General features: G+C 70.0%; 22 protein-coding genes. 11 read left to right on the forward strand and 11 right to left on the reverse strand.

Translation table 11 applies throughout. The features are described from left to right. Positions 1 to 128 precede the first annotated feature (128 nt). A complete protein-coding gene (locus tag DOS48_RS27205; RefSeq protein WP_127118709.1) occupies positions 129 to 629 on the reverse strand; it encodes an amino acid-binding protein in 501 nt (166 codons plus the stop codon). A gap of 168 nt (positions 630 to 797) precedes the next feature. Here DOS48_RS27205 and DOS48_RS27210 point away from each other — a divergent pair, with 168 nt between their 5' ends. After that, positions 798 to 3041, forward strand: coding sequence for an ATP-dependent DNA helicase (locus DOS48_RS27210; protein ID WP_127118710.1), 2244 nt, complete (start codon positions 798 to 800; stop codon positions 3039 to 3041). Between the two features lie 19 nt (positions 3042 to 3060). On the opposite strand, the gene DOS48_RS27215 is transcribed toward DOS48_RS27210, so the two are convergent. Both DOS48_RS27215 and DOS48_RS27220 read right to left on the reverse strand, forming a co-directional pair. Further along, the gene (locus DOS48_RS27215) at positions 3061 to 3420 is read right to left on the reverse strand and encodes a hypothetical protein (RefSeq protein WP_127118711.1); all 360 of its coding nucleotides are present in this window, start codon (positions 3418 to 3420) and stop codon (positions 3061 to 3063) included. Between the two features lie 75 nt (positions 3421 to 3495). Continuing rightward, entirely contained in the window at positions 3496 to 4053 is a 558-nt protein-coding gene (locus tag DOS48_RS27220) for a TATA-box-binding protein (protein WP_127118712.1), read from the reverse strand. Between the two features lie 86 nt (positions 4054 to 4139). On the opposite strand from DOS48_RS27220, the gene DOS48_RS27225 reads away from it, so the two are divergent. The 3 genes from DOS48_RS27225 (at position 4140) to rpiA (ending at position 7238) form a co-directional block, all read left to right on the forward strand. Further along, complete coding sequence (locus DOS48_RS27225; protein ID WP_127118713.1) at positions 4140 to 5240, forward strand: methyltransferase domain-containing protein; 1101 nt, start codon at positions 4140 to 4142, stop codon at positions 5238 to 5240. A gap of 105 nt (positions 5241 to 5345) precedes the next feature. Then, on the forward strand, positions 5346 to 6473 hold the full coding sequence (locus DOS48_RS27230) for an ORC1-type DNA replication protein (RefSeq protein ID WP_127118714.1): 1128 nt from the start codon (positions 5346 to 5348) through the stop codon (positions 6471 to 6473). A 39-nt stretch (positions 6474 to 6512) separates the two neighbouring features. After that, positions 6513 to 7238, forward strand: coding sequence for a ribose-5-phosphate isomerase RpiA (gene rpiA / locus DOS48_RS27235; protein WP_127118715.1), 726 nt, complete (start codon positions 6513 to 6515; stop codon positions 7236 to 7238). A gap of 69 nt (positions 7239 to 7307) precedes the next feature. Here the strand turns inward: rpiA and DOS48_RS27240 are convergent, their stop codons facing one another. Next, positions 7308 to 7475 carry a DUF1931 family protein gene (locus DOS48_RS27240; protein WP_004047560.1) on the reverse strand — a complete coding sequence of 56 codons (168 nt, stop codon included), beginning with the start codon at positions 7473 to 7475 and terminating at the stop codon, positions 7308 to 7310. 187 nt (positions 7476 to 7662) lie between these two features. On the opposite strand from DOS48_RS27240, the gene larB reads away from it, so the two are divergent. The 3 genes from larB (at position 7663) to DOS48_RS27255 (ending at position 9049) form a co-directional block, all read left to right on the forward strand. After that, on the forward strand, positions 7663 to 8445 hold the full coding sequence (gene larB, locus DOS48_RS27245) for a nickel pincer cofactor biosynthesis protein LarB (protein ID WP_127118716.1): 783 nt from the start codon (positions 7663 to 7665) through the stop codon (positions 8443 to 8445). 103 nt (positions 8446 to 8548) lie between these two features. Next, the gene (locus tag DOS48_RS27250) at positions 8549 to 8701 is read left to right on the forward strand and encodes a hypothetical protein (protein WP_168654269.1); all 153 of its coding nucleotides are present in this window, start codon (positions 8549 to 8551) and stop codon (positions 8699 to 8701) included. An 81-nt stretch (positions 8702 to 8782) separates the two neighbouring features. After that, the gene (locus tag DOS48_RS27255) at positions 8783 to 9049 is read left to right on the forward strand and encodes a GIY-YIG nuclease family protein (protein ID WP_127118717.1); all 267 of its coding nucleotides are present in this window, start codon (positions 8783 to 8785) and stop codon (positions 9047 to 9049) included. A gap of 12 nt (positions 9050 to 9061) precedes the next feature. Here DOS48_RS27255 and hisG read toward each other — a convergent pair whose 3' ends face one another. Next, positions 9062 to 9952: an ATP phosphoribosyltransferase gene (gene hisG, locus DOS48_RS27260; protein ID WP_127118718.1), complete on the reverse strand. Its 891-nt coding sequence runs from the start codon at positions 9950 to 9952 to the stop codon at positions 9062 to 9064. 508 nt (positions 9953 to 10460) lie between these two features. Between hisG and uvrB the strand changes: the two genes are divergently transcribed. From uvrB to DOS48_RS27275, 3 genes are all read left to right on the forward strand, one after another. Continuing rightward, positions 10461 to 12515, forward strand: a complete 2055-nt coding sequence (gene uvrB / locus DOS48_RS27265; protein ID WP_127118719.1) for an excinuclease ABC subunit UvrB — start codon at positions 10461 to 10463, stop codon at positions 12513 to 12515. 98 nt (positions 12516 to 12613) lie between these two features. After that, positions 12614 to 13144, forward strand: a complete 531-nt coding sequence (locus DOS48_RS27270) for a hypothetical protein (protein WP_127118720.1) — start codon at positions 12614 to 12616, stop codon at positions 13142 to 13144. Between the two features lie 77 nt (positions 13145 to 13221). Next, the gene (locus DOS48_RS27275) at positions 13222 to 13818 is read left to right on the forward strand and encodes a hypothetical protein (protein ID WP_127118721.1); all 597 of its coding nucleotides are present in this window, start codon (positions 13222 to 13224) and stop codon (positions 13816 to 13818) included. Positions 13819 to 13844: 26 nt separating this feature from the next. On the opposite strand, the gene DOS48_RS27280 is transcribed toward DOS48_RS27275, so the two are convergent. After that, complete coding sequence (locus DOS48_RS27280; RefSeq protein ID WP_127118722.1) at positions 13845 to 15074, reverse strand: SPFH domain-containing protein; 1230 nt, start codon at positions 15072 to 15074, stop codon at positions 13845 to 13847. Positions 15075 to 15217: 143 nt separating this feature from the next. Here DOS48_RS27280 and DOS48_RS27285 point away from each other — a divergent pair, with 143 nt between their 5' ends. Continuing rightward, the gene (locus DOS48_RS27285; protein ID WP_127118723.1) at positions 15218 to 16519 is read left to right on the forward strand and encodes an O-acetylhomoserine aminocarboxypropyltransferase/cysteine synthase family protein; all 1302 of its coding nucleotides are present in this window, start codon (positions 15218 to 15220) and stop codon (positions 16517 to 16519) included. Between the two features lie 98 nt (positions 16520 to 16617). On the opposite strand, the gene DOS48_RS27290 is transcribed toward DOS48_RS27285, so the two are convergent. From DOS48_RS27290 to DOS48_RS27310, 5 genes are all read right to left on the reverse strand, one after another. Further along, positions 16618 to 17451 (reverse strand): ABC transporter permease subunit, encoded by an 834-nt coding sequence (locus DOS48_RS27290; protein WP_127118724.1) that lies wholly within the window; start codon positions 17449 to 17451, stop codon positions 16618 to 16620. Further along, positions 17448 to 18479, reverse strand: coding sequence for an ABC transporter ATP-binding protein (locus tag DOS48_RS27295; protein WP_127118725.1), 1032 nt, complete (start codon positions 18477 to 18479; stop codon positions 17448 to 17450). Before DOS48_RS27295 ends, DOS48_RS27290 begins: the two co-directional genes overlap by 4 nt. Positions 18480 to 18519: 40 nt before the next feature. Further along, a complete protein-coding gene (gene ligA, locus DOS48_RS27300; RefSeq protein ID WP_127118726.1) occupies positions 18520 to 20658 on the reverse strand; it encodes an NAD-dependent DNA ligase LigA in 2139 nt (712 codons plus the stop codon). 82 nt (positions 20659 to 20740) lie between these two features. Beyond that, positions 20741 to 21916, reverse strand: coding sequence for an amidohydrolase family protein (locus tag DOS48_RS27305; RefSeq protein WP_127118727.1), 1176 nt, complete (start codon positions 21914 to 21916; stop codon positions 20741 to 20743). A gap of 106 nt (positions 21917 to 22022) precedes the next feature. Further along, positions 22023 to 22295 carry a glutaredoxin family protein gene (locus DOS48_RS27310; RefSeq protein ID WP_127118728.1) on the reverse strand — a complete coding sequence of 91 codons (273 nt, stop codon included), beginning with the start codon at positions 22293 to 22295 and terminating at the stop codon, positions 22023 to 22025. Between the last annotated feature and the right edge of the window lie 29 nt (positions 22296 to 22324).

Here is a 22324-nt window from a genome sequence, read left to right on the forward strand (position 1 = left end):
TCCGGATGCGTCGGTGTCGTATATAAGCGTCTGCGTCGATGCGCCGTCTCGCTCTCCCGGTGAAACTACTCGGCTCGGGCCGTCACCGCGTAGCGTCACCCGTCGTCCGGCGCGGCCGGCCGCCGCGCTCAGAAGCCGACGCGCCGTACGTAGTCGAGTTCGCGGATCTCGACGAGCAGGTCGCCGGAGAGGTCGGCGTCGGTGATCACGTACAGCTTCGGATCGTCGGTGAACTCGGGGTCCTCGCTCAACACCTGCCGGATCGAGACCCCGTGGTCGGCGAGGATACCGGTCACCTCGGCGACGATCCCCGCCTCGTTGGCGGACGCGACCTCGATCGTGAGCACCGTCAGATCGAGGACGGGAGCCAGATCCATCAGACTCGGCACCGACGAGATGTTCGTGAAGATGCGTTTCAGCTCCGGGTCGGCGAGTATCGCGTCGGTCGTGGAGTCGACGACGCGGCGGTCGACGTCGAGTTCGCGCGCGATACCGGTGTAGGGGATCTCTATCCCGCCGGAGACGACCCGCCCCTCCTCGTTGACCGAGAAGCCGCGCTCTAAGAACAGCCGGATCACGGCCTGTTGGCTCGGTGACCCCTCGAACTTCTCGAGGATCTCGTCGAACATTCGTCTCTCGGTGGTCGCCGCGAGCGGTTAAAACACCGGGGGAGGCGACCGGCGGTCGACCGTGCCGACCGAACGCTTCGAGACCGGGCAAGAACCCCTTCAGCCGTCACAGACCACTTTCGCCCCGCCACCCAACCGCTTTTAGCCGACGGCGACGAACCTCGGTCCGTGTCAGAGTCGCCGCATTTGCGGTTCTTCCCGTACGAGGAACCGTATCCGAACCAGCGCGAGGCGATGGATAGGATCGCCAACGCGCTGGATCGCGGGCAGGACGTGCTGTTCGAGGGAGCGCCCGGAACGGGAAAGACCCTCTCCGCGCTCGTGCCCGCGCTGGAACACGCCCGCGAGCACGACCGCACGGTCGTGATCACGACCAACGTTCACCAGCAGATGCGGCAGTTCGTCGAGGACGCCCGCGCGATCACCCGCGAAGAGCCCATCCGCGCGGTCGTATTTAAAGGGAAGGCATCGATGTGTCACATCGGCGTCGACTACCAGGAGTGTCAGACGCTCAGGGACACCACCCGCGAGATGGTCGAGACCGAAAGCGACGTGCGCGAACTGGAAGCCCGGCAGCGCGAGCTGTTGGCCGAGAGCCGCGAGGGCGACGCGGGCGCCGCCGAGGCCCGCGAATCCGTGATGGAGGAACTCGACGAACTCGAAGCAGAAATCGACGAGTACGAGACCGCGAACGTCTGTTCGCACTACCGGAACAACCTCGTCGAGGACACGGACGAGTTCTTCGGCTGGCTGTTCGAGGACGTTCGCACCCCCGAGAACGTGTACGCGTACGCGGACGAGCGCGATCTCTGTGGCTACGAACTGCTCAAAGAGGGGATGGAGGGCGTCGACCTGGTGGTGTGTAACTACCACCACCTGCTCGACCCGAACATCCGCGAGCAGTTCTTCCGGTGGATCGACCGCGACCCGAGCGAGATTCTCACCGTCTTCGACGAGGCGCACAACATCGAGGACGCCGCGCGCGACCACGCCACGCGAACGCTGACCGAGAACACGCTCGACGCCGCCTTAGAGGAGCTCGCGGAGAGCGACGACTCTCGCAGCGAGGCGGCGGAGAACGTCGTCCGCGCCTTCCGTGACGCCCTGCTCGAAACGTACGAGGACGCGCTCGGCGCCGGTCGCCGCGAGTCGGTCGGCGAGAACTGGGAGGATCTGTCTATCGCCAACGACGACCGCCGCGACGACCTCACGCTCGCCTTTCTCCGCAACTACGAGGGGAAGGGCATCGACACGGAGACGGAACTCGCGGTCCAACTCGGGCAGGCGTTAGACGAGGAGTACGACCGGCGCTACCGCGACGGCGAGACGACGACCCGGACGGAGTGTCAGACCCTGCAGGTCGCCCGGTTCGTCTCGACGTGGATGGCGGAGGGGACCGAGATGGGCCAGTACCCGGTCGCCTCCGTGCGCCGCGACGGCGCCACCGACGAGGTGTACGGCCGCGCGGAGCTGTACACCTGCATCCCGCGCCGCGTCACCGAAGAACTGTTCGACGAGGTCGCCGCGTCGGTGCTGATGAGCGCGACGCTCCGCCCCTTCGACGTGACCAACGACGTGCTCGGCCTCGAAGACGTGGCGTCGCTGGCGTACGGGATGGGCTACCCCGAGTCGAACCGCCGGACCTTCGCGGTCGACACCCCGCCGCTTTTCGCCTCCGAGCGAAACGACCCGGAGACCCAGGAGACGGTAGCGTCGCTGCTGCGCGACGCGATCCGGTTTACCCCCGGCAACACGCTCGCCTTCTTCCCCTCCTACGCCGAGGCCGAGCGCTACTACGAACGGCTGGGCGGGTCGACCGGCGGGGACGCGGGGGCCGCCGGCGCGGGGAGCCGGGACGTCGGCGTCGGCGGGGGGCTGGCCGGCGCGGACCTCGGCGCGCTCTACCTCGACGGCCCCGGCGAAGACGAGGAGGACCTGCGCCGGCGGGTCGTCGAGAGCGACGACGCGACCCTCTTTACCTCCCTCTGGGGCACCCTCGCGGAGGGGGTGAGCTTCGACGGCGACGACGCGCGGACGGTCGTCGTCATCGGCGTCCCGTACCCGCACCTCTCCGACCGGATGGAGGCGGTGCAGGCGGCGTACGACCGGGCGTTCGCCGACCACGACCGCTCCCGCGACCCCGGCTGGGCGTACGCCGTCGAGATCCCGACGATCCGCAAGACCCGACAGGCGATCGGCCGGGTCGTTCGCGGCCCGGACGACTTCGGCGTCCGGATCCTCGCGGACCGCCGGTACACGGCGGCCGACATGGGGAAGTACTCGGTTCGGAGCGCGTTCCCGCCGGAAGAGCGCGAGGAACTGCTCGATCTACAGCCCGAGAAGCTGAAGTTCGCGATGCTCAACTTCTACGGCGACCACGACGCCTACGACGGGCCGCCACCGGAGCCGTGAGGCGGCGTGGGGTCGCCGCCTACCCCGGTCGGGCCGCGAGCAGCACCGCGACGCCGAGTAACACGATGCCGAGCAGCGTCGTGATCACCGCGTGGATGAGCGTCATGCCGACCACGAGACGCCGGGGCTGGTCGTAGCTCCACGCGAACATGAGGCCGTCGACCACGAGCGCGGCCGTGACGATGAGTGACTCCGGGAGCGAGAAGGCGCCGCCGACGACGCCGATGACGGCCGGGAGCGGGCCGACGTAGAGCGCTCGACGCGGGTCGACATCGCCGAGGACGTTCCGGGCGGCGAGGTGAGCCGTCACCGAGAGGAACAGCGCGAACAGGACGGTCGTCCCCAGCACCGAGGCCGGCGTCACCGTCTGCAGGATCATAGGCGAACTACGGGACGACGGGTAAAAAGTGGTCGCGGAATCGGATCGGTCGGGCGCTCGCCACGCGCCGACGGCTCACGCCAGCAGGCCGAGACCGTCGAGTTCCTCAACGATCACGTCGACGGCGGCCGCGGCGTCGTCCGGCGTCGTGCCGCCGGTGACGACGAGCTTTCCGCTGCCGAAGAGCAGCGCGACCACGTCGGGGTCGTCGATCCGGTAGACGAGGCCGGGGAACTGCTCCGGCTCGTACTCGATGTGTTCTAACCCGAGCCCGATGGCGATCGCGTTGAGGTTGAGGCTCTGGCCGAGGTCGGCGGAGGTGACGATGTTCTGGACCGTGACCTCCGGGTCGTCGACCGGGATCTGGAGCGCGCGGAGCTCGTCGAACACCAGATCGAGGCTCTCGTGGACGGCGTCGATCGAGTTGGCCCCCGTACAGACGATCTTCCCCGACCGGAAGATCAGCGCGGCCGATTTCGGGTCCGTGGTGCGGTAGACGAGGCCGGGGAACTGCTCGGGGTCGTAGTCGGCGCCTTCGAGATCCATCGCGACGCTCTGGAGGTCGAGCTCCTGTCCGATCCCGGTGGAGGCAACGACATTCTCTATCGATATCGTCTCCTTCGGGTCGGCCATTATACCGGGACAGACAGCTGTGAGATATAAATAGGTGGCTGGTTGGAACCGCTATCCTCTTGCGAGCGGCGGCCCGACTCCGCGACGTGTACTGGCTCGAACTCGCCGGCGAGGAGGACGCGTTCGCGGCGCGCGAAGCCGCCGTCGCCGCGGCGGGCGTCGAACTGCTCGCGCCGGGAGTCGCCCGCGCCGGGAGCGTCGGGCTCGGTCGCGACGACGCGGGGGCGGCGGTCCGACGGCTCGCGTACACCCGCAGCGCAACCGAGGCGGTCGCCCGGACCGACGCCGACATCGACGCCGCGGCCGCCGCCCTGGAGGCGGCGCCAATCGACCGATCGGGGACGGTCGCGGTCCGCGCCCGCAACGTGCGAAACACGACGGCGGTCTCGACGAGCGCGGCCGAGCGCGAGCTGGGCGGCGTCCTCGTCGACCGCGGGTTCGACGTCGACCTCGACGACCCCGACCACGTGTTGCGCGCGCTGTTCGCGGCCGGCGAGCGCGAGGCACACGAGTCGGTGCCGGGCGCGGACGGCGACGCGGCCGCGGTCTGTGCGCTGGGGTGGGTCGTCGCCGAGGCCGCGCGTGATTTCGCGCCGGACCCCACCGACCGACCCTTCTTCCAGCCGGGCAGCATGGCGCCGGCGGACGCGCGGGCGTACGTCAACCTCGCCGGCGCGGGGCCCGGTCGGACCGTGCTCGATCCGATGTGCGGCACCGGCGGGTTACCCCTCGAAGCGGGGCTCGTCGGGAGCGACGCGGTCGCCTGCGACGCGCAGTCGAAGATGGTCCGCGGGACGCGCGAGAACCTCCGGGCGTACGTCGGGGACGGCTCGGCGGGGCCGAACTGGCACGTCGCCCGCGGTGACGCCACCGACCTCCCGCTGCGAGACGACTCAGTGGATGGGGTCGCGTTCGACGCCCCGTACGGCCGGCAGTCGAAGATCGCCCGGCACGAACTGGCCGACCTCGTGGCGGGCGCGCTCGCGGAGGCCGCCCGCGTCGCCCCCCGTGCGGTCGTGATCGCCGACCGCGACTGGCGTCGGGAGGCGCGTGCGGCCGGGTGGACCGTCGACGCCGCCTTCGAGCGCCGGGTGCACCGCTCGCTCACCCGCCACGTGCTCGTCCTCGATCGGCGGCCGGACCGCGACGACCGCCGTGGACCGGCGAGTCGACCGTCCCGAGAGTGAAGATCGAGTCGGCGAGAACCGGCGGGTGAGCCGCGCAGCCGACGCGTTTCACTTTCGCTCTCCCCGCGGGCAACGATTAAGTGGACAGCCAGTCGTGGTGTGTTCATGACCGGGGACGCCGGCGGCGACATGCTCTCGTGGGACGAGTCGGTGTTCCGCGACGAGTCGGTGTTCGAGATCGACCACGTCCCCGAGACGTTCCGCCACCGCGAGAGCCAACTGGAGAGTTTAAAGTACGCGCTCCGCCCGGCCGTTCGGGGCTCCCGACCGCTCAACACGATGGTCCGCGGCCCGCCCGGCACCGGCAAGACCACGGCGGTCCAGAAGCTGTTCGGCGAACTCGGCGCCCGGACCGACGTGCGCACGGTCCGCGTGAACTGCCAGGTGGACTCGACGCGCTACGCAGTCTTCTCCCGCATCTTCGAGGGGATATTCGATTATGAACCCCCCTCCTCCGGAATCTCGTTTAAAAAACTGTTCGGCCAGATCACGGACCGGCTCGTGGAGGAAGACGACGTGCTCGTCGTCACCTTAGACGACGTGAACTACCTCTTTTATGAGAACGAGGCCTCAGACACGCTCTACTCGCTTTTGCGCGCCCACGAGGCGCACTCCGGCGCGAAGATCGGCGTCATCGTCGTCTCCTCCGATCTCGGCCTCGACGTGATAGACGACCTCGACACCCGCGTCCAGTCGGTGTTCCGGCCGGAGGAGGTGTACTTCCCCGTCTACGACGCGACCGAGATATACGACATCCTCTTCGAGCGCGCGAAACGCGGCTTCCACGACGGCGTCATCGGGGATAGCGAACTGGAGCGCGTCGCGGATCTGACCGCCGAGAGCGGCGACCTCCGGGTCGGCATCGACCTCCTCCGCCGGGCGGGACTCAACGCCGAGATGCGCGCCTCGAAGACCATCGTCGGCGAGGACGTGGAGTCAGCCTACGACAAATCGAAGCACGTTCACCTCTCGCGGTCGCTCCGCGGCCTCTCGGAGTCAGAGCGCGCGCTCGTCCGCGTCCTCGCCGAAAACGACGGCGAGCGCGCCGGAGCGGTGTACGACGCGTTCCGCGAGGAGACCGACCTCGGCTACACCCGCTACTCGGAGATCATCAACAAACTCGACCAACTCGGCGTGATCGACGCGGAGTACGCCGACGTGGAGGGGCGCGGGCGCTCCCGCGAACTCTCCTTGGCCTACGACGCCGAGGCGGTGTTAGACCGGCTGGAGTAGCCCGACGCCTTTTCAATGCCACCGCCCGCACTCGGCGGTATGAAGACGAGCGGCGGCAGCGACGCGGCGAAGCGACGGGCCGGCGAGTCGGCGGCCGAGACGGTCGACGACGGCGAGGTGGTCGGCCTCGGAACCGGCTCGACCGCGGCCCACGCGATCCGGCGGCTCGGCGACCGAGTGGACGCCGGGCTCGACGTGAGGGGCGTGGCGACCTCCTTCGCGAGCCGCGAGCTCGCGGTCGACTGCGGGATTCCCCTCATCGACCTCGACGAGGCCGTCGGCCTCGACGCCCCCGGAATCGACCGAGCGATCGACGGGGCCGATCAGATTGCGGTCGGCCGCGGCGACGAACCGACCGTCGGCCCGCTTATCAAGGGCGGCGGCGCCGCGCACGCTCGCGAGAAGCTCGTCGACGCCGCGGCCGACCGGTTTCACGTCGTCGCCGACCCCTCGAAGGAGGCGGCGGTCCTCGATCGGTCGGTCCCGATAGCGGTGCTCCCCGACGGCCGGTCGGCGGTCGCCGACGCGGTGCGAGCCGCCGGCGGCGAGCCGACGCTCCGGCTCGCGGAACGGAAGGACGGGCCGGTCGTCACGGACGACGGGCACCTCGTCTTGGACTGCGCGTTCGGCGAAATCGACGCCCCGGAGCGGCTCGCGGCGACGCTGTCCGCGACGCCCGGCGTCGTCGAACACGGGCTGTTCGTGGGGCTCGCGGACGCGGTCCACGTCGGGACGGAGACGGGGGTTCGCGTCGCTCGGCGGTAACAGGGCTTCAGAGGGCGTCGCTCGGCGGTCGGCAGCACGCAAAAAATGAAGGACTAAAACGCGTCCGTCTTAGAGGTCGCGAGGCTGGACCGTCTTCCGGTCGTTGGCCTCGGCTCGGCGCGCAGCGTCTTCGAGCAGCTCGTCCACTTCGTCGTCGAGCGCGTCGTAGAAGTCCGAAGCAACGTTTTTGTCGTCCAGGGCTTCCTTGACGGCCGCTTTGACAATAAGGTCTGCCATGCGGTCGAGAATATCCGTCGACAGTTAATAAGAGTTCCTGAATTCGCCCGCGAGGGAGGCCGTGCGGGCGGTTCGCGGCGGTGTACCAGAGCGGTCACTTATAAACTTTGTGAGAGCGAGGGACGATTCGCGGCGGCGGTCGGCTCGGATCGATAGGTACGACTCGGTTCGGTCCCGACGAACGGCCATGCGCGACACGCTAGAGGCGCTCGACGCCGGGGAGATCGGCGTCACGGAGGCGGAGTCACGACTCGCCGGCTACGCGACGACGGCGGCGGGGCGGTTCGACGCCGCCCGCGAGCGCCGGCGCGGGATTCCCGAGGCGATCCTCGCGGAAGGAAAGGTGCCGGCGGAGGTCGCCGCGCTGACGACGACCGCGGTGGAGACGACGGGCCGCGCGCTGGTGACGCGGGCGGACGCCGACGACGCGGCCGCGATCCGAACGGCGGTGGACCGCGAACTCGACGCCGGGGCGGCGGGCGACCCGGTCGTCGACCACGACGAGCGAACCGGCACGGTCGTCGTGCACGCGGGCGACTTCGAGCCCCCGGATCTCGACGCGACCGTCGCCATCGTCGCGGCCGGGACCGCGGACGCGGCGGTCGCGGGCGAGGCGGCGGTCGTCGCCGGCGAGGTCGGCGCGACGGTCGACCGGATCGACGACGTGGGCGTTGCCAACGTCGACCGCATCCTCGACCAGCGCGACCGGATCCGGTCGGCCGACGTGGTCGTCGTCGCCGCCGGCCGCGAGGGAGCGCTCCCGACGGTCGCGGCGGGCCTCGTCGACGCCCCGGTGATCGCGCTCCCCGTCTCGACCGGGTACGGCGTCGGAGGCGACGGCGTGGCGGCCCTGCAGGGCGCGCTCCAGTCCTGCTCCGTGCTCACGACGGTGAACGTCGACGCGGGGTTCGTGGCGGGCGCGCAGGCGGGGCTGATCGCCAAGGCGATAGACGCGGCGGCGGAGTCGTAGTCCGCGCCGATACCGGCGAGGGCGTATCGGTCGACACGAGGGCACAGCGGTGGCGAGAAAGGGTATTTGTTCGTCCAGCCCGTGGATCTGTTGTTGGGAACCAATGCCATGCTGTGACCACTGCGGGTCGCACGTCTCGGACCGCTTCGCGCGCGTGTTCGCCGACGAAAACGGCGAGTTGAACGCCTGTCCGGACTGCTCCGCGAACGCCGGGATCGCCGAGGTCTCGCGAGAGCGTACGCGGGCCGGAGACTGACCCGCCGACTCCCCGGCGATCCCCCGGCGACGCCACGCCCGGAGCGGCAGCTATTCGAGTCGCGCGCACCGACCGGCTGTCGTGTCCACATCGAGCGCGGGCGGGTCACATCACGTGTACGTCATCGAGTGTGCCGACGGGACGCTCTACACCGGCTACACCACCGACGTGGAGCGGCGCGTCGCCGAACACGACGCCGGGGAGGGCGCGAAGTACACCCGCGGGCGAACGCCCGTGACGCTGCGCCACGTCGAGTCGTTCGACTCGAAGTCGGCGGCGATGTCGCGTGAACACGCGATCAAGTCGCTCTCGCGAGCCGAGAAGGAGCGGCTGATCGGCGACGAGTAGCTCCGTTCGGCCTCACTCGACGAGGCGCTCGATCTCCGTGACGAGGATGCCGGTCGCGCCGACCGACTTCAGTTCGGAGATGGTCGCGAACACGTCGCGCTCCTCGACGACGGCGTGGACCGCCACCATGCCGTTCCCGTTCTCGTCCGCCTCCACGTCCATGACGGTCGGCCCGCCGAGGCCGGGGATCACGTCTTTCACCGCGTCGAGCCGGTCTTTCGGAGCGTTCATCATCAGGTAGCGGCGCCCGTCGGCGGCGAGGACGGACTCGAAGGCGGTCATCACCTGCTCGACTTTCGGGTCATCGACGACGTCGGGCCGCGCGAAGAGCCGCACCGAGGAGTCGAGCACGTCGTCGATCACGGCGAGCCGGTTCACCTTGAGCGTCGTCCCCGTCGAGGTGATGTCGACGATGGCGTCGGCCATGTCGACGTGGGGGGTCAGCTCCGTCGCGCCCGTCACGGTGACCACGTCGGCGTCGACGTCCACGCGGTCGAGGTAGGCGCGCGTCACCGCCGGGAACTCGGTGGCGATGGCGCCGCCGGCGAGATCCTCGACGGTCGAGACGTCGCCGTCTTCGGGCGCCGCGAGGACGAGTTTACAGGAGCCGTACCCCAAATCGAGCAGATCCACGAGGTCGTCGTCGGCCGCCGCGGTCGCCGCGTCGGCGACGCCGCCGGACTCGGCCGCCTGATCGAGGCCGGTGATGCCGAGGTCGGCCGCGCCGTCCCGGACGTATTCGGGGATGTCCGCCGCCCGAGCGAAGAGGATGGAGACGTCGGGGTCGACGGTGTCGGCGTACAGCTGGCGGTCGGCGGTCTCCTCGACGTGGAGCCCGGCGCGCTCGAGGAGTGAGAGCGTCGGGTCGTGTAGGCGGCCCTTGTTGGGAACGGCGATGCGCATACGCGACGACTCGCGGGGACAGGGGGAAACGTTTTCGTCCGGGGAGCGGCGCAGGTGTCGACGCGAGACCGTTTATAAACAAACGCGGTGGTGCGTGCCTGTGAGCGCCCGGAGGGCGCGAACAGCACCGCGCGAGGGAGTCGCTGGCTCCCGGAGCGAAGCGGAGGGTGCCAGCGACGAGGCTGGGGAGGCGTGAGGTGCGGTTGCGGACGGGCGGGAATCGAAGGGGCAGCCGCGAGACGGGCGTAGACGACGTAAGGACCGCAGGAGCGAGCAACGCGAGCGACGAGGACCGAAGCGAGTGTACGCCCGTCTCGCGGCTGGGGCTTCGGGGGTGTCCGTCACCGTATCGATCGCAACGATCGCTAACCAAGCGACTGGGGCTTCAGGGGGCGTTCGCTGTCAGTCCGCAGTCAACCATTTATAAACGCCCGAACAGCTGAGCGAGAGTCCAGCCGCCACCTGTCGCCGCGCCGCTCAAGTGCGTCGCCCCCCAACGACGCGTATCGTGAGCGACGCCGACTCCCCCCTCTCGGAGGACCGCCCGACCGTCGACCGACCCCTCCGCGTCGACGCCCCGTTCGAGCCCGCGGGCGACCAGCCGGAGGCCATCGAAGGGTTAGTCGAGGGGTACGAGTCGGGCGCGAAAAAACAGACCCTCCTCGGCGTAACGGGGTCCGGGAAGACGAACACCGTCTCGTGGGTCGCCGAGGAGTTAGACCAGCCCACCCTCGTCTTGGCCCACAACAAGACCCTCGCGGCCCAGCTGTACGAGGAGTTCCGCGAGCTGTTCCCGGACAACGCCGTCGAGTACTTTGTCTCCTACTACGACTACTACCAGCCGGAGGCGTACGTCGAGCAGACGGACACGTTCATCGACAAGGAGATGTCGATAAACGAGGAGATCGACCGCCTGCGACACTCCGCGACGCGCTCGCTTCTCACCCGCGACGACGTGATCGTGGTCGCGTCGGTGTCGGCCATCTACGGTCTCGGCGACCCGCAGAACTACCGGGACATGGCGCTCCGGCTTGAGGTCGGCGAGGAGGTTGGCCGCGAGGCCCTGCTCGCCCGCCTCGTCGACCTGAACTACGAGCGCAACGACGTGGACTTCACGCAGGGCACCTTCCGGGTGCGCGGCGACACCGTCGAGATATATCCGATGTACGGGCGCTACGCGGTTCGCGTGGAGCTGTGGGGCGAAGAGATCGACCGGATGATCAAAGTCGACCCGATGAAAGGCGAGGTCGTCTCCGAGGAGCCGGCGGTGATGCTCCACCCGGCAGAGCACTACTCGATCCCCGACGACAAACTGGAGCAGGCGGTCACAGAGATCGAGGACCTGATGGAGAAACGCGTCAGCTACTTCGAGCGACAGGGCGACCTGGTCGCCGCCCAGCGCATCGAAGAGCGGACCACGTTCGACTTGGAGATGCTCCGGGAGGCGGGCTACTGCTCCGGGATCGAGAACTACTCCGTCCACATGGACGATCGTGAGTCGGGCGACGCCCCCTACACCCTCCTCGACTACTTCCCCGACGACTTCCTCACCGTGATCGACGAGTCCCACCAGACGATCCCGCAGATAAAAGGCCAGTACGAGGGGGACAAGTCCCGCAAGGACTCGCTCGTCGAGAACGGCTTCCGGCTCCCGACCGCCTACGACAACCGCCCGCTGACCTTCGACGAGTTCGAAGAGAAGACGGACCGCACCCTCTACGTCTCGGCGACGCCGAGCGACTACGAGCGCGAGACCTCGGACCGGATCGTCGAGCAGATCGTTCGGCCCACGCACCTCGTCGACCCGAAAGTGGAGATCACCGAGGCGACTGGCCAGGTCGAGGACCTCCTCGAACGGGTCGGCGACCGGATCGAACGCGACGAGCGCGTGCTCGTCACCACCCTCACGAAGCGGATGGCCGAGGACCTCACGGAGTACTTCGAGGAGGCGGGGATCGACGTGGCGTACATGCACGACGAGACGGACACCTTGGAGCGCCACGAGATCATCCGCGACCTCCGCCTCGGCAACATCGACGTGTTGGTCGGGATCAACCTGCTCCGCGAGGGGCTCGACATCCCCGAAGTCTCGCTCGTCGCCATCCTCGACGCCGACCAGGAGGGGTTCCTCCGCTCCACGACGACGCTCGTCCAGACGATGGGGCGGGCCGCCCGCAACGTCAACGGCGAGGTCGTCCTCTACGCGGACCGGACGACCGACTCGATGCAGGCCGCCATCGAGGAGACCCAGCGGCGCCGCGAGATCCAGGTCGAGTACAACGCCGAACACGGCTACGAGGCGACCACCATCGACAAGCCCGTCGGCGAGACGAACCTCCCCGGTTCGAAGACGGACACCTCGTCTGTCAGCGTCGGCGACGTGGAGAGCAAAGAGGAGGCGACGGCACAGATCGAGGCGCTCGAAGACCGGATGGACGAGGCCGCGAGCAACCTGGAGTTCGAGCTGGCGGCCGACATCCGCGACCGGATCGCGGAACTCCGGCGCGCGTTCGACCTCGACGGCGGCGACGACGGCGTCCCGGCGCCGATGATAGACGAGTGAGCGCGGGCGACCTCGCCACCTCGCCGCCTCGGTCCGATTCTCGCGCGTCGAGAGTTGCGACGACGGGGTTTTTATTCGCGAGCGCCGGAGCGCGTCGTATGAAGCGCCGCGCGATGGTGGCCGGACTCTGTGCCGTCGCCAGCGCGGGCTGTACCGACCGGCTCCGCGACGTGGTGGCGTCGACGCCGCGCGATATCGCGGTTCGGAGCCGCTACATCGACGGCGACCCGCTCGTCGAGGGACAGAGCGTGCGCTCGATGCCCGAGGAGCTGATCACACACGCCACCTCCTTCCGGTCGCAGGCCGGAGCGATGGGGGCGATCCGCCCCGGTCACCCGGAGACGACGGAGTTCGTCGAGAACACCGAGTTCGTCGACGACGGCGGCGAGGTGGTGCTCGTCGTCGCCCAGCGACTCACCGCGCCCGAAGTCGAGGTGCGACTGGGGTCGATCAGTCGGACCGGCGACCACTCGCTTCGGATCGCCGTCGATCTGGCCGGCGTTCGCGGTGAGATCGAGACCGACGACCCGGTCGTCAAGACGCTACTCTTGCGGCTGACCGACGAGCAGGGGCCGCCGGAGCGCGTCATCGTCTCCATCGACGGCGACCGCGCGGGCGTGACGATCTGAGGCGAGTTCGCCGGCGTCCCCCCGAGTGCCGGCCCGCTCCCGCGGGCGTTTTGTGTCCGCGCGGTGTCCGGCCGAACATGAGTATGCTCCCCCGCCGCCTCGTCGGATTAGTCGCCCTCGTCGTCGCCGCGGCGTCGCTTGCCCTCGCGGCCGGCACCACTCCGGCGATCGTCGCGTCGTCGACGAGTTCGACGGGGTTTGCCGCCGTCACGCCCTCGCCGGTCTCGCTGCTCGCGTCGCCCGCGCTGCTCGCGGTCGGATCGGTGCTGTTCGTCGGCGGCGCCGCCGCGATCGCCGACGCGAACCTGTCTGCGCGCGCCGCGATGCTCGCGCCGACGCTCGGCGTGGTCGCCGCGGGCGTGTTCGGGTTGGGGTTCGGACTCGACCCCGGTTCCGCTCTCGCGACCGCGACCGACCCGGCCGCGTACGAGCTGCTCGGGACCGGGGTCGGCGCCCGGATCGCCGCGGGCGCCGTGGCGGGCGGTGCCGTGGCGCCGGTCGTCCGCGCGTCGACGACCGAGGACACCGTGGTGCTGCTGGTCGGCGCGGCCCTGTTGCTCGCGGCGGTCGCCGCGGGGTCCGACGCCCCGCTCGCGCTCCTCGCCGGCGGCGTCGCCGGCGCCCTCGCGGTCGGGGCGCTCTGGGCGGTCGATTCTGCGGCGTGGCGGCCCTGATCGGCGAGCGCGCGCCGAGACCGGGGTCAGTCGCTCGGGTGCTCGCTTTCGGTCTCCAGTTCGATGTCGCGGTCGGCCTCGCGTGCCGCGTCGTCCTGGCGACCCAGGTCGACGTCGCGGGCCGTGTCCGCGTCGCGGGTCTCGTCGGTCCGGAGGTCGCTGTCGGCCACCGTGTCGAGCTGTTCGAGCGCGCTCTCGATGTCCTCCAGTCCGAGGAGCTTCTCCGTCTCCTCGTCGAACTCCTTGCCTTCGAGCCCCTCCATCTCCTGGACGTCGGAGCCGGAGAGCGCCTTGCCGTAGCGCCCGACGAGGCTGGTGAGCTCCTGCGGGAGGACGAACGTCGTCGAGTCGCCCTTGCCGATCTCTTCTAGGGTCTCCATGCCGCGCTCGATGATGGCGCGCTCGCCCATCGACTCCGCGGAGCGAGCCCGGAGCACGGTCGAAATCGCGTCACCCTGCGCTTCGAGGATCTGACTCTGCTTTTCACCCTGTGCGCGGATGATGTTCGACTGCTTGTCACCCTCCGCCTGCTCGACCGCGGAGCGACGCTCACCCTGCGCTTCGAGAATCATCGCGCGGCGGCGACGCTCCGCGCCCGTCTGCTGTTCCATCGCGCGTTGGACCTCCTGTGACGGGCTCACCTCGCGGACCTCGACCGCCTCGACGCGGATCCCCCACTCGTCGGTGGGCTCGTCCAACTCCTCGTTGATGCGGTCGTTGATCTGGTCGCGCCGGGAGAGCGTGTCGTCGAGTTCCATGTCGCCGAGGACGGCGCGAAGCGTCGTCTGCGCGAGGTTCGAGACCGCGTTTTTGTAGTCGTCGACCTCCAAGAATGCCTTCTTCGCGTCCATCACCTTGATGTAGACGACCGCGTCGGCCGTCACCGGCGAGTTGTCCCGCGTGATCGCCGACTGGCTCGGCACGTCGATCGTCTGCGTCCGCATGTCGAAGGCGTACGTGCGGGAGACGAAGGGGGGGATCAGATGCACGCCCGGTTGGAGCAGTTTGCGATACTCGCCGAACACCGTGAGCGCCTCCTTGTCGTAGGCGTCGACGATCTCGACGGCGCTGACGACCGTGACGGCCGCCACCAGCACCGCGAGCGCCGCGACGCCGTAGACGAGGCTCTGGCTGAGGAGGGCGAAGCCGACGAGGAGCGCGAGCGCGAGCGCCATGTACTGCCAGATGGCGTCCGGGATCGCACCCGTCGCCTCTCCGACGTCGAAGGCGTTGCCGCGAGGACCTTGTGTTCCCATGCGTGACCTTACGACCCGACGCTGTTAACGGTTGCCACGAATTCGGGCGTCGCGGGCGCGGAGGGCGCCCGTCAGCGTCCGAGATACCGGAAACGTCCGTAACTGCCGGGCGGCTTTAACCGTTCGGCGCGTCACGTGCGAGTATGCCAGCCGACGACGACGGCGACCACGAGTTCCGCACCCGAAGCGTCCACGCCGGATCGAACCCCGACCCGGCGACGGGCGCCCGCGCGACGCCGATCTATCAGACCACCTCCTACGAGTTCGAGGACGCCGACCACGCGGCCCGCCTCTTCGGGTTAGAGGAGGCCGGCAACGTCTACTCGCGGATCATGAATCCGACGAACGCCGCCCTCGAAGAGCGGATCGCCTCCCTCGAAAACGGGGTCGGCGCGGTCGCCACCGCCTCCGGGATGGCGTCGCTCGACCTGGCGACGTTCATGCTCGCGTCCGCGGGCGACAACATCGTCTCGTCGTCCGCGCTGTACGGCGGCACGTACACCTACTTCACCCACTCCGTCGAGCGGCGCGGCGTCTCGACCCGGTTCGTCGACCCGCTCGACTACGAGGGGTACGCCGAGGCCATCGACGAGGACACCGCCTACGTCCACCTCGAAACCATCGGCAACCCCGCGCTCGTCACGCCGGACATCCAGCGTATCGCCGACATCGCTCACGAGCACGGCGCGCCGCTCTTCGTCGACAACACGTTCGCGACGCCGTACCTCTGCCGGCCGCTCGACCACGGCGCCGACCTCGTCTGGGAGTCGACGACGAAGTGGCTCACGGGCAACGGCACCACCGTCGGCGGGGTCTTGGTTGACGGCGGCTCGTTCCCGTGGGCCGAACACGCCGAGAAGTACCCGGAGATCGCCCAGGACAACCCGGCGTATCACGGGATCAACTTCGTCGAGGCGTTCGGCGACGCGGCGTTCACCTTCGCGGCGACGACGCGCGGCCTGCGCGACCTGGGCGACCAGCAGTCCCCGTTCGACGCGTGGAACACGCTCCAGCAGACGGAGTCGCTCCCGCTGCGGATGGACCGCCACTGCGAGAACGCCGCGATCGTCGCGGAGACCCTCGAAGCCCACGACGACGTTGCGTGGGTGAACTACCCCGGACTGGAGAGCCACGAGACCCACGAGGAGGCCAGCGAGTACTTGGAGGGCGGCTACGGCGGCATGATCACCTTCGGACTCGAAGGCGGCTACGAGGCCGCGAAGGGGACCGTCGAGAACGCCGACCTCGCCTCGCTGCTCGCGAACGTCGGCGACGCGAAGACGCTCGTCATCCACCCGGCCTCGACGACGCACCAGCAGTTGACCGAGGAGGAACAGGAGGCCGCCGGCGTCACCGCCGACATGGTCCGGCTCTCCGTCGGTATCGAAGATCCGGCCGACATCGTCGCCGACCTCGAAGCCGCGATCGAACACGCGACCGCGTGAGCGACGCGACCCTCGATTACTTATAAACCGGCGGCGCCGCCCGGCGAACGCGCCCGCCGTCTCTGATAAATCACCGACCGTCGACCGCCCGCCGACGCTTATAAATCGGCGGCGTCGAACGTCCAGAGTCCGACGAGCGGCGGCGCGATGGTCCAGAACACGAGCATCGACACCGCCGATATCTGCTGGTTGAGCGTCTCACCCGCGAGCAGTTGCCCGCCGAGGAACGCGCTGGAGAGCAGTTCGACGCCGCTCGTCGGGTTCGCGGCCTGGAGGAACACGCTCACCTGCTGTTGAGAGACCGGGAGCGGGTCGATCACGCCGCTCGCGGCGTTGAGGAACTGCCCGGTGACGGCGCTCCACAGCAGGACGAACAGGACGTAGACGCCGACGCTGCCGATCAGCGCGCGGCGCTGCGTCGACGCGGCCGCCGAAAAGCCGACCGAGATGGCGACGAAGACGACGCCGAGGACCGCCGCGAAGACGGTGTAACCGAGGAACGATCCCACGTTGAACGCCGCGAGCGCGCCGGTCTGTTCGAGCGCGAACAAGACGAGTCCCGGCAGCAGGAAGCCGGTGAACACCGCGAGCGACAGCGCGGCGCCCCGCCCGATCACCTTCCCGAAGACCACGTCGGCACGGGAGTGCGGGAGCGACAGGAGCAGCTTCAGCGACCCCGACTCGCGCTCGCCGCTGATCGCGTTGTAGCCCACGACGATCCCCACGAGCGGGACGAGCGGCGTCACGAGGAACCGGCCGACGAAGAACTGCAACAACAGTTCGGTCGCGAACTGCTCTGTCCCCTGTCCGGTCGGTCTGACGACGACGGCGAACGCCGCGACGAGCAGCGAGAAGAGCGCCACGAGCGCCAGCATGCCGCGGGAGCGCACCGCGTCCTGGAAGTCCTTCTTCGCGATGGGCGCGAGGCTCATCGGCTCACCTCCTCGGTGTCGGCGTCGGCGTCGGCGTCGTCATCGCTGATCGCGTCGTTGTCCTCGCCGTCTTCGTCGCCGCCCTCGCTTGCGTCGTCGGCGCTCGGCGCCGGCGTCTCGCCCTCCGTGTACGCCAAGAACAGGTCTTCGAGCGACGCCTCGCGGGTGTGGAAGTCGGCGACCGCGACGCCGGCGTCCTCTAACGCGGCGATGACGCTCGTCTTCGCGTCGTCGGCACAGCTCACGACGAGCGCGTCGCCGTCGCGGTCGACGCGGCTCACGCCTTCGAGCGCGCGGACCGCGGCCGTCCCCTCGTCGACGGCCTCGGCGTCGTCGCCGACCGCTATCTCCAGCGTCTCCTCGCCGCCGACCGCCTCGCGGAGCCCCTCCACGGAGTCCTCGGCGACGAGCTCCCCGTCGCGCAAGATCCCGACGCGGTCGCAGACGGCTTCGACCTGTTCGAGGACGTGCGAGGAGAAGAAGACGGTCGCGCCGCGGTCGGCCTCGGCGCGGACGATTTCGCGCATCTCCTTTGCGCCGGCGGGGTCGAGTCCGGAGGAGGGCTCGTCGAGGATGAGCAGGTCGGGGTCGCCGGCGAGCGCCATCGCCAAGGCGAGCCGCTGGCGCATTCCCTTCGAGTAGCCGCCGGCCGTGCGGTCGGCGGCGTCGAGAAGTCCGACCCGGTCGAGGAGCGCGTCGGGGTCGTCGGCCGCGTCCTTCGACCGGACCGCGAACGCGACGTGTTGACGCCCTGTGAGCCGGTCGTACACGGCGAAGCCGTCCGGGAGGACGCCGGTCCGCTGCCGGATCGCGACCCCGTCGGCCGTGGCGTCCTGCCCGAGGACGCGCACGGTCCCCTCGGTCGGACGGACCAGATCGAGGACCATGTCGATGGTCGTCGACTTGCCGGCGCCGTTCGGGCCGAGGAAGCCGTACACCTCGCCCGACTCGACGGTGAGATCGAGGCCGCGAACGGCCGTGACGTCGGCGAACTCCTTCGTCACGCCACGCAGTTCGATGGCGGTCATACCGCCCCGTTGCCGCGTCGCCAGATAAAGGGTTGCGGGTTTACGACCCCGCAGGCGGCCACGCGACCCCCTGCTCGGCGAGGAGGTCCGCGAACGCGTCCTCGTCGAGGACGGGCACGCCCTCGCTGTCGGCGTCGTCCCGCTTCGACCGCCCCGGACTCTCGCCGGCGACGAGGTAGTCCGTGTTGCCCGAGACGCTCGACGTGGCGTTCGCGCCGTGCGCCTCCACGTGGGCCTGCGCGTCCCCTCGGGTCGTCGACAGCGACCCGGTGAACACGAAGGTGAGCCCGTCGAGCGCGTCGCCGGCGTCGACGCTCACCGGTTCGGGGTCGACCCCGCGCTCGCGGAGGCGCTCGATCGCTGCCCGGTTCTCCTCGCTGTCGAGGAAAGACCGGATCGACTCGGCCACCGCCGGCCCCACGTCGTCGACCGCGCGGAGGTCCGCCTCGTCGGCGGCGAGGAGCGCGTCGAGGTCGCCGAAGTGCGCCGCGAGCGCGCGGGCCGTCGTCGCCCCCACGTCGGGGATGCCGAGTCCGGCGAGGAAGTCGTCGAGCGGGGGGTCGCGGGTCTCGTCGAGTTCCGCGAGCAGGTTCTCGGCGCTCGTCTCGCCCCAGCCCTCCAGCGCCGCGAGGTCCTCGGCCGTGAGGTCGTACAGGTCCGGCAGCGACTCGACGAGCCCGGCCTCGCGGAGCTGTTCGACGCGCTCCGGACCGAGCCCCTCAATGTCGAGCGCCTCCCGGCGCGCCCAGTGTTCGATCGCTCGCTCCAGTTGCGCCGGACACCCCAGCCCGCCGGTACAGAAGGCGAGCGGGCCGTCGCGTTCGACCGGTGCGTCACACACCGGACAGGTCTCGGGGAAGGAGGCCGGCGCGTCGGCGCGCCGGTCGACCACCTCGGGGATGTAGGGGATCACGTCGCCGGCTCGGTAGACCCGCACGCGGTCGCCGACACCGACGCCGAGCGCCGCCATCATGTCCGGGTTGTGAAGCGTCGCCCGCGAGACGCTGACGCCGCCCACGTCGACCGGTTCGAGCTCCGCGACGGGCGTGAGCCGCCCCGTCCGGCCGACCTGCACCGTGAGACCCTCGACGGTCGTCGTCGCGGTCCGCGGCGGGAACTTATACGCGAACGCCCAGCGCGGCGCCCGCGCGGTCGCCCCGAGCGCCTCGCGGTGGGCGCGGTCGTCGACCGCGATCACCACCCCGTCGATGGCGTAGTTCAGCCCCTCGCGGTCGTCCATGAGCCGGTCGCGGTACGCGAGCGCGGCGCCGATGTCGTCGACGCGCTCGATCCGATCGGTGTGGCGGAGCCCGAACGACTCGAACGCGTCGAACTCCCCCCAGTGGGTGTCGGGGCGCTCGGGGCCGTCGCCCGGCTCCCACCCCAACACGTCGAAGAAGAACACGTCGAGGGGGCGTTCGGCGACGACGGACGGGTCCAACTGACGGAGGGTCCCGGCCGCGGCGTTGCGGGGGTTCGCGAACGGCTCCTCGCCGCGCTCGATCAGCGTCTCGTTGTACGCCTCGAAGGCGTCGCGGGGCATGTACACCTCGCCGCGGACCGCGAGTCGAGCGGGCGGGTCGCCGCGGAGTTGTCCGGGGACGGACCGGATCGTTCTGACCTGCTCGGTCACGTCGTCGCCCGCGGTGCCGTCGCCGCGGGTGGCGGCCCGGACGTACTCGCCGTCCTCGTAGACGACCTCGATTGAGAGGCCGTCGAACTTCGGTTCGCAGACGTACGCGACCGAGTTCGGGTCGAATCCGTCGTCGTCGAGCCCCGTCCGGACGCGCTCGTCGAACGCGCGCACCGCGTCCGGGTCGATCGCGTTGTCGATAGAGCGCATCGGCGCGACGTGTTCGACCGTCTCCAGTTCGTCGAGCGGCTCGCCGCCGACCCGGCGCGTCGGGGAGTTCGCGGTGGGGAGGTCGAACGCGTCTTCGATCGCTCGCAGCCGGGCGAACAGCCGGTCGTACACCTCGTCGGCGATCAGCGGGTCGGCCGCCACGTAGTAGCGGTGGTCGTGCTCCCGTATCGCCGCGCGGAGCAGCGACGCCTGTTCGGTCGCCTCCGCCTTTGAGAGCGTCGCCACCGGCTCGAAGTCGGTCGGCGGCGCCTCGACGTAGGGGTTCTCGTCGGGGTCCGCGTGCCGGGGCGACGACCCGGAGTTCGCGCTCGTCATCGCCCGACGGTTCGGTCGGCTCGGGTTAAAAACGCGCGTTCGGCGGCGGCGGCCGGCGGGTCGGCGGTCGGCGGTCGCCGCCCTACGCGACCCGTTCGCCGGCAGCGAACACCGCGGTCGGGTCCTGCCACGTCGTCACGTCGTCGGTCGGATCGGCTTCGAGGAGGACGAGGTCGGCGCGGTAGCCCGTCGCGACGCGGCCCACGTCGTCGAGCCCGAGCAGGTCGGCGGCGTTGACCGTGGCGGCCGCCAGCGCCCGCGCCGGCGAGAGGCCGTAGTCGACCATGTACGCGAGTTCGGTCGGGATGTCGGCGAAGAAGTTGAACGGCGTGCCGGCGTCGGTCCCCATCGCGATGGGCACGTCGGCCGCCAGCGCGTGGTCCCACGCGTCGTCGAAGCGGTCGGCGGCGTCCTCGCCCTTTTCGACCGCGTCCTCGGGGATGCCGGCTTCGACTCCGTGGTCGGCGACCCCGCGGAGCGCGCTCGCGGTCGGCACCCAGTAGGTGCCCCGGTCGGCCATCATCTCGGCCGCTTCGCGGTCCATGAAGGTGCCGTGTTCGACGCTCGAAATGCCGGCGGCGACCGCGTTCTTGATCCCCCGCTCGCCGTGGGCGTGCGCCGCGGTCGGGGTGTCGGTCGGGGCGGCCGCGTCCGTGAACGCCGCCAGTTCGTCGGGGGTCAACTCGGGAGCGCCGGTCACCGCCCCCTCGGTGAGGACGCCGCCGGTCGCCATACACTTCAGCACGTCCGCGCCGCGTTTGAGCTGTTCGCGGGCCGCCTTCCGGACCTCGGCCGGCCCGTCGGCCTCCCGGCCGAACCAGTTGCCGTGGCCGCCGGTCATGATGACGTTGCGGCCGCACGCGAGGACGCGCGGGCCGGGGATGTCCCCCGCCGCGACCGCCTCGCCCGCGTCGAGCGCGAGCGTCCCGCGGCTGCCGAGGTCGCGGACCGTCGTGACGCCCGCTTCGAGGGCGTCTCGGAGGTTGCCGGCGGCCCGATAGCTCGCGGTGTAGTCGCTGTCGGCGACCGCGGTGGCGACGTCCGGGCGCCCGTCCAGCATGACGTGGACGTGGGCGTCGATCAGGCCGGGCGCGACGACCGCGCCGGTCGCGTCGGTCTCGGCGTCGACCGCGCCCTCGCCGCCGATCTCGTCGACCGCGTCCGGGCCGACCGCGACGATGTCGCCGTCGGCGACCGCCACGTCGGCCGCGCGGCTCCCGTCGGCGTCGACCACTCGCCCGCCTCGAATCAGGTGCATAGCCGCATCAGGGGCGTTCGAGTCGTAAAGACTCGGGTCGCGGTCGGCCGCGGGAGGCGACCGGACCGGCCGGACCGGTCTCAGGACGCGGCGGGCAGCTTCGGTCTCAAGACGCCGCTAGCAGTTTCAGTCGCAGGTCGCGCTCCTCGACGGTGTACTTGAAAGCGGGATGGCCGTCGACGAGAACGTACGGGACGCGCTCGCCGTACTCCGCGGCCAGTTCGGGGTCCTCGTCGACGTCGACCATCTCGATAGCGACGGCCACGTCAAGGTCGGCGGCGACCGACTCGATGGTGTCACGGGCCGCGACGCAAAGCGAGCAGTCTTCGCGGGTGTACACCGTGACGGGGACGGCGTCCGACGCGTCCGGTTCGCTCATACCCGAGCGTCCGGGCGGCGGCGACGAGT

The sequence above is a fragment of the Halorubrum sp. PV6 genome, assembly GCF_003990725.2.
Lineage (GTDB): Archaea > Halobacteriota > Halobacteria > Halobacteriales > Haloferacaceae > Halorubrum.

What these genes read in the sequence shown, in the direction of transcription:
- DOS48_RS27230 (WP_127118714.1), top strand. Translation starts at nt 5,346, where the DNA reads ATGACCGGGGACGCCGGCGGCGACATGCTCTCGTGGGACGAGTCGGTG.
- DOS48_RS27310 (WP_127118728.1), bottom strand. Translation starts at nt 22,295, where the DNA reads ATGAGCGAACCGGACGCGTCGGACGCCGTCCCCGTCACGGTGTACACC.
- DOS48_RS27220 (WP_127118712.1), bottom strand. Translation starts at nt 4,053, where the DNA reads ATGGCCGACCCGAAGGAGACGATATCGATAGAGAATGTCGTTGCCTCC.
- DOS48_RS27290 (WP_127118724.1), bottom strand. Translation starts at nt 17,451, where the DNA reads ATGAGCCTCGCGCCCATCGCGAAGAAGGACTTCCAGGACGCGGTGCGC.
- DOS48_RS27305 (WP_127118727.1), bottom strand. Translation starts at nt 21,916, where the DNA reads ATGCACCTGATTCGAGGCGGGCGAGTGGTCGACGCCGACGGGAGCCGC.
- ligA (WP_127118726.1), bottom strand. Translation starts at nt 20,658, where the DNA reads ATGACGAGCGCGAACTCCGGGTCGTCGCCCCGGCACGCGGACCCCGAC.
- DOS48_RS27295 (WP_127118725.1), bottom strand. Translation starts at nt 18,479, where the DNA reads ATGACCGCCATCGAACTGCGTGGCGTGACGAAGGAGTTCGCCGACGTC.
- hisG (WP_127118718.1), bottom strand. Translation starts at nt 9,952, where the DNA reads ATGCGCATCGCCGTTCCCAACAAGGGCCGCCTACACGACCCGACGCTC.
- DOS48_RS27285 (WP_127118723.1), top strand. Translation starts at nt 15,218, where the DNA reads ATGCCAGCCGACGACGACGGCGACCACGAGTTCCGCACCCGAAGCGTC.
- DOS48_RS27240 (WP_004047560.1), bottom strand. Translation starts at nt 7,475, where the DNA reads ATGGCAGACCTTATTGTCAAAGCGGCCGTCAAGGAAGCCCTGGACGAC.
- rpiA (WP_127118715.1), top strand. Translation starts at nt 6,513, where the DNA reads ATGAAGACGAGCGGCGGCAGCGACGCGGCGAAGCGACGGGCCGGCGAG.
- DOS48_RS27280 (WP_127118722.1), bottom strand. Translation starts at nt 15,074, where the DNA reads ATGGGAACACAAGGTCCTCGCGGCAACGCCTTCGACGTCGGAGAGGCG.
- DOS48_RS27270 (WP_127118720.1), top strand. Translation starts at nt 12,614, where the DNA reads ATGAAGCGCCGCGCGATGGTGGCCGGACTCTGTGCCGTCGCCAGCGCG.
- DOS48_RS27250 (WP_168654269.1), top strand. Translation starts at nt 8,549, where the DNA reads ATGCCATGCTGTGACCACTGCGGGTCGCACGTCTCGGACCGCTTCGCG.
- larB (WP_127118716.1), top strand. Translation starts at nt 7,663, where the DNA reads ATGCGCGACACGCTAGAGGCGCTCGACGCCGGGGAGATCGGCGTCACG.
- DOS48_RS27215 (WP_127118711.1), bottom strand. Translation starts at nt 3,420, where the DNA reads ATGATCCTGCAGACGGTGACGCCGGCCTCGGTGCTGGGGACGACCGTC.
- DOS48_RS27205 (WP_127118709.1), bottom strand. Translation starts at nt 629, where the DNA reads ATGTTCGACGAGATCCTCGAGAAGTTCGAGGGGTCACCGAGCCAACAG.
- DOS48_RS27275 (WP_127118721.1), top strand. Translation starts at nt 13,222, where the DNA reads ATGAGTATGCTCCCCCGCCGCCTCGTCGGATTAGTCGCCCTCGTCGTC.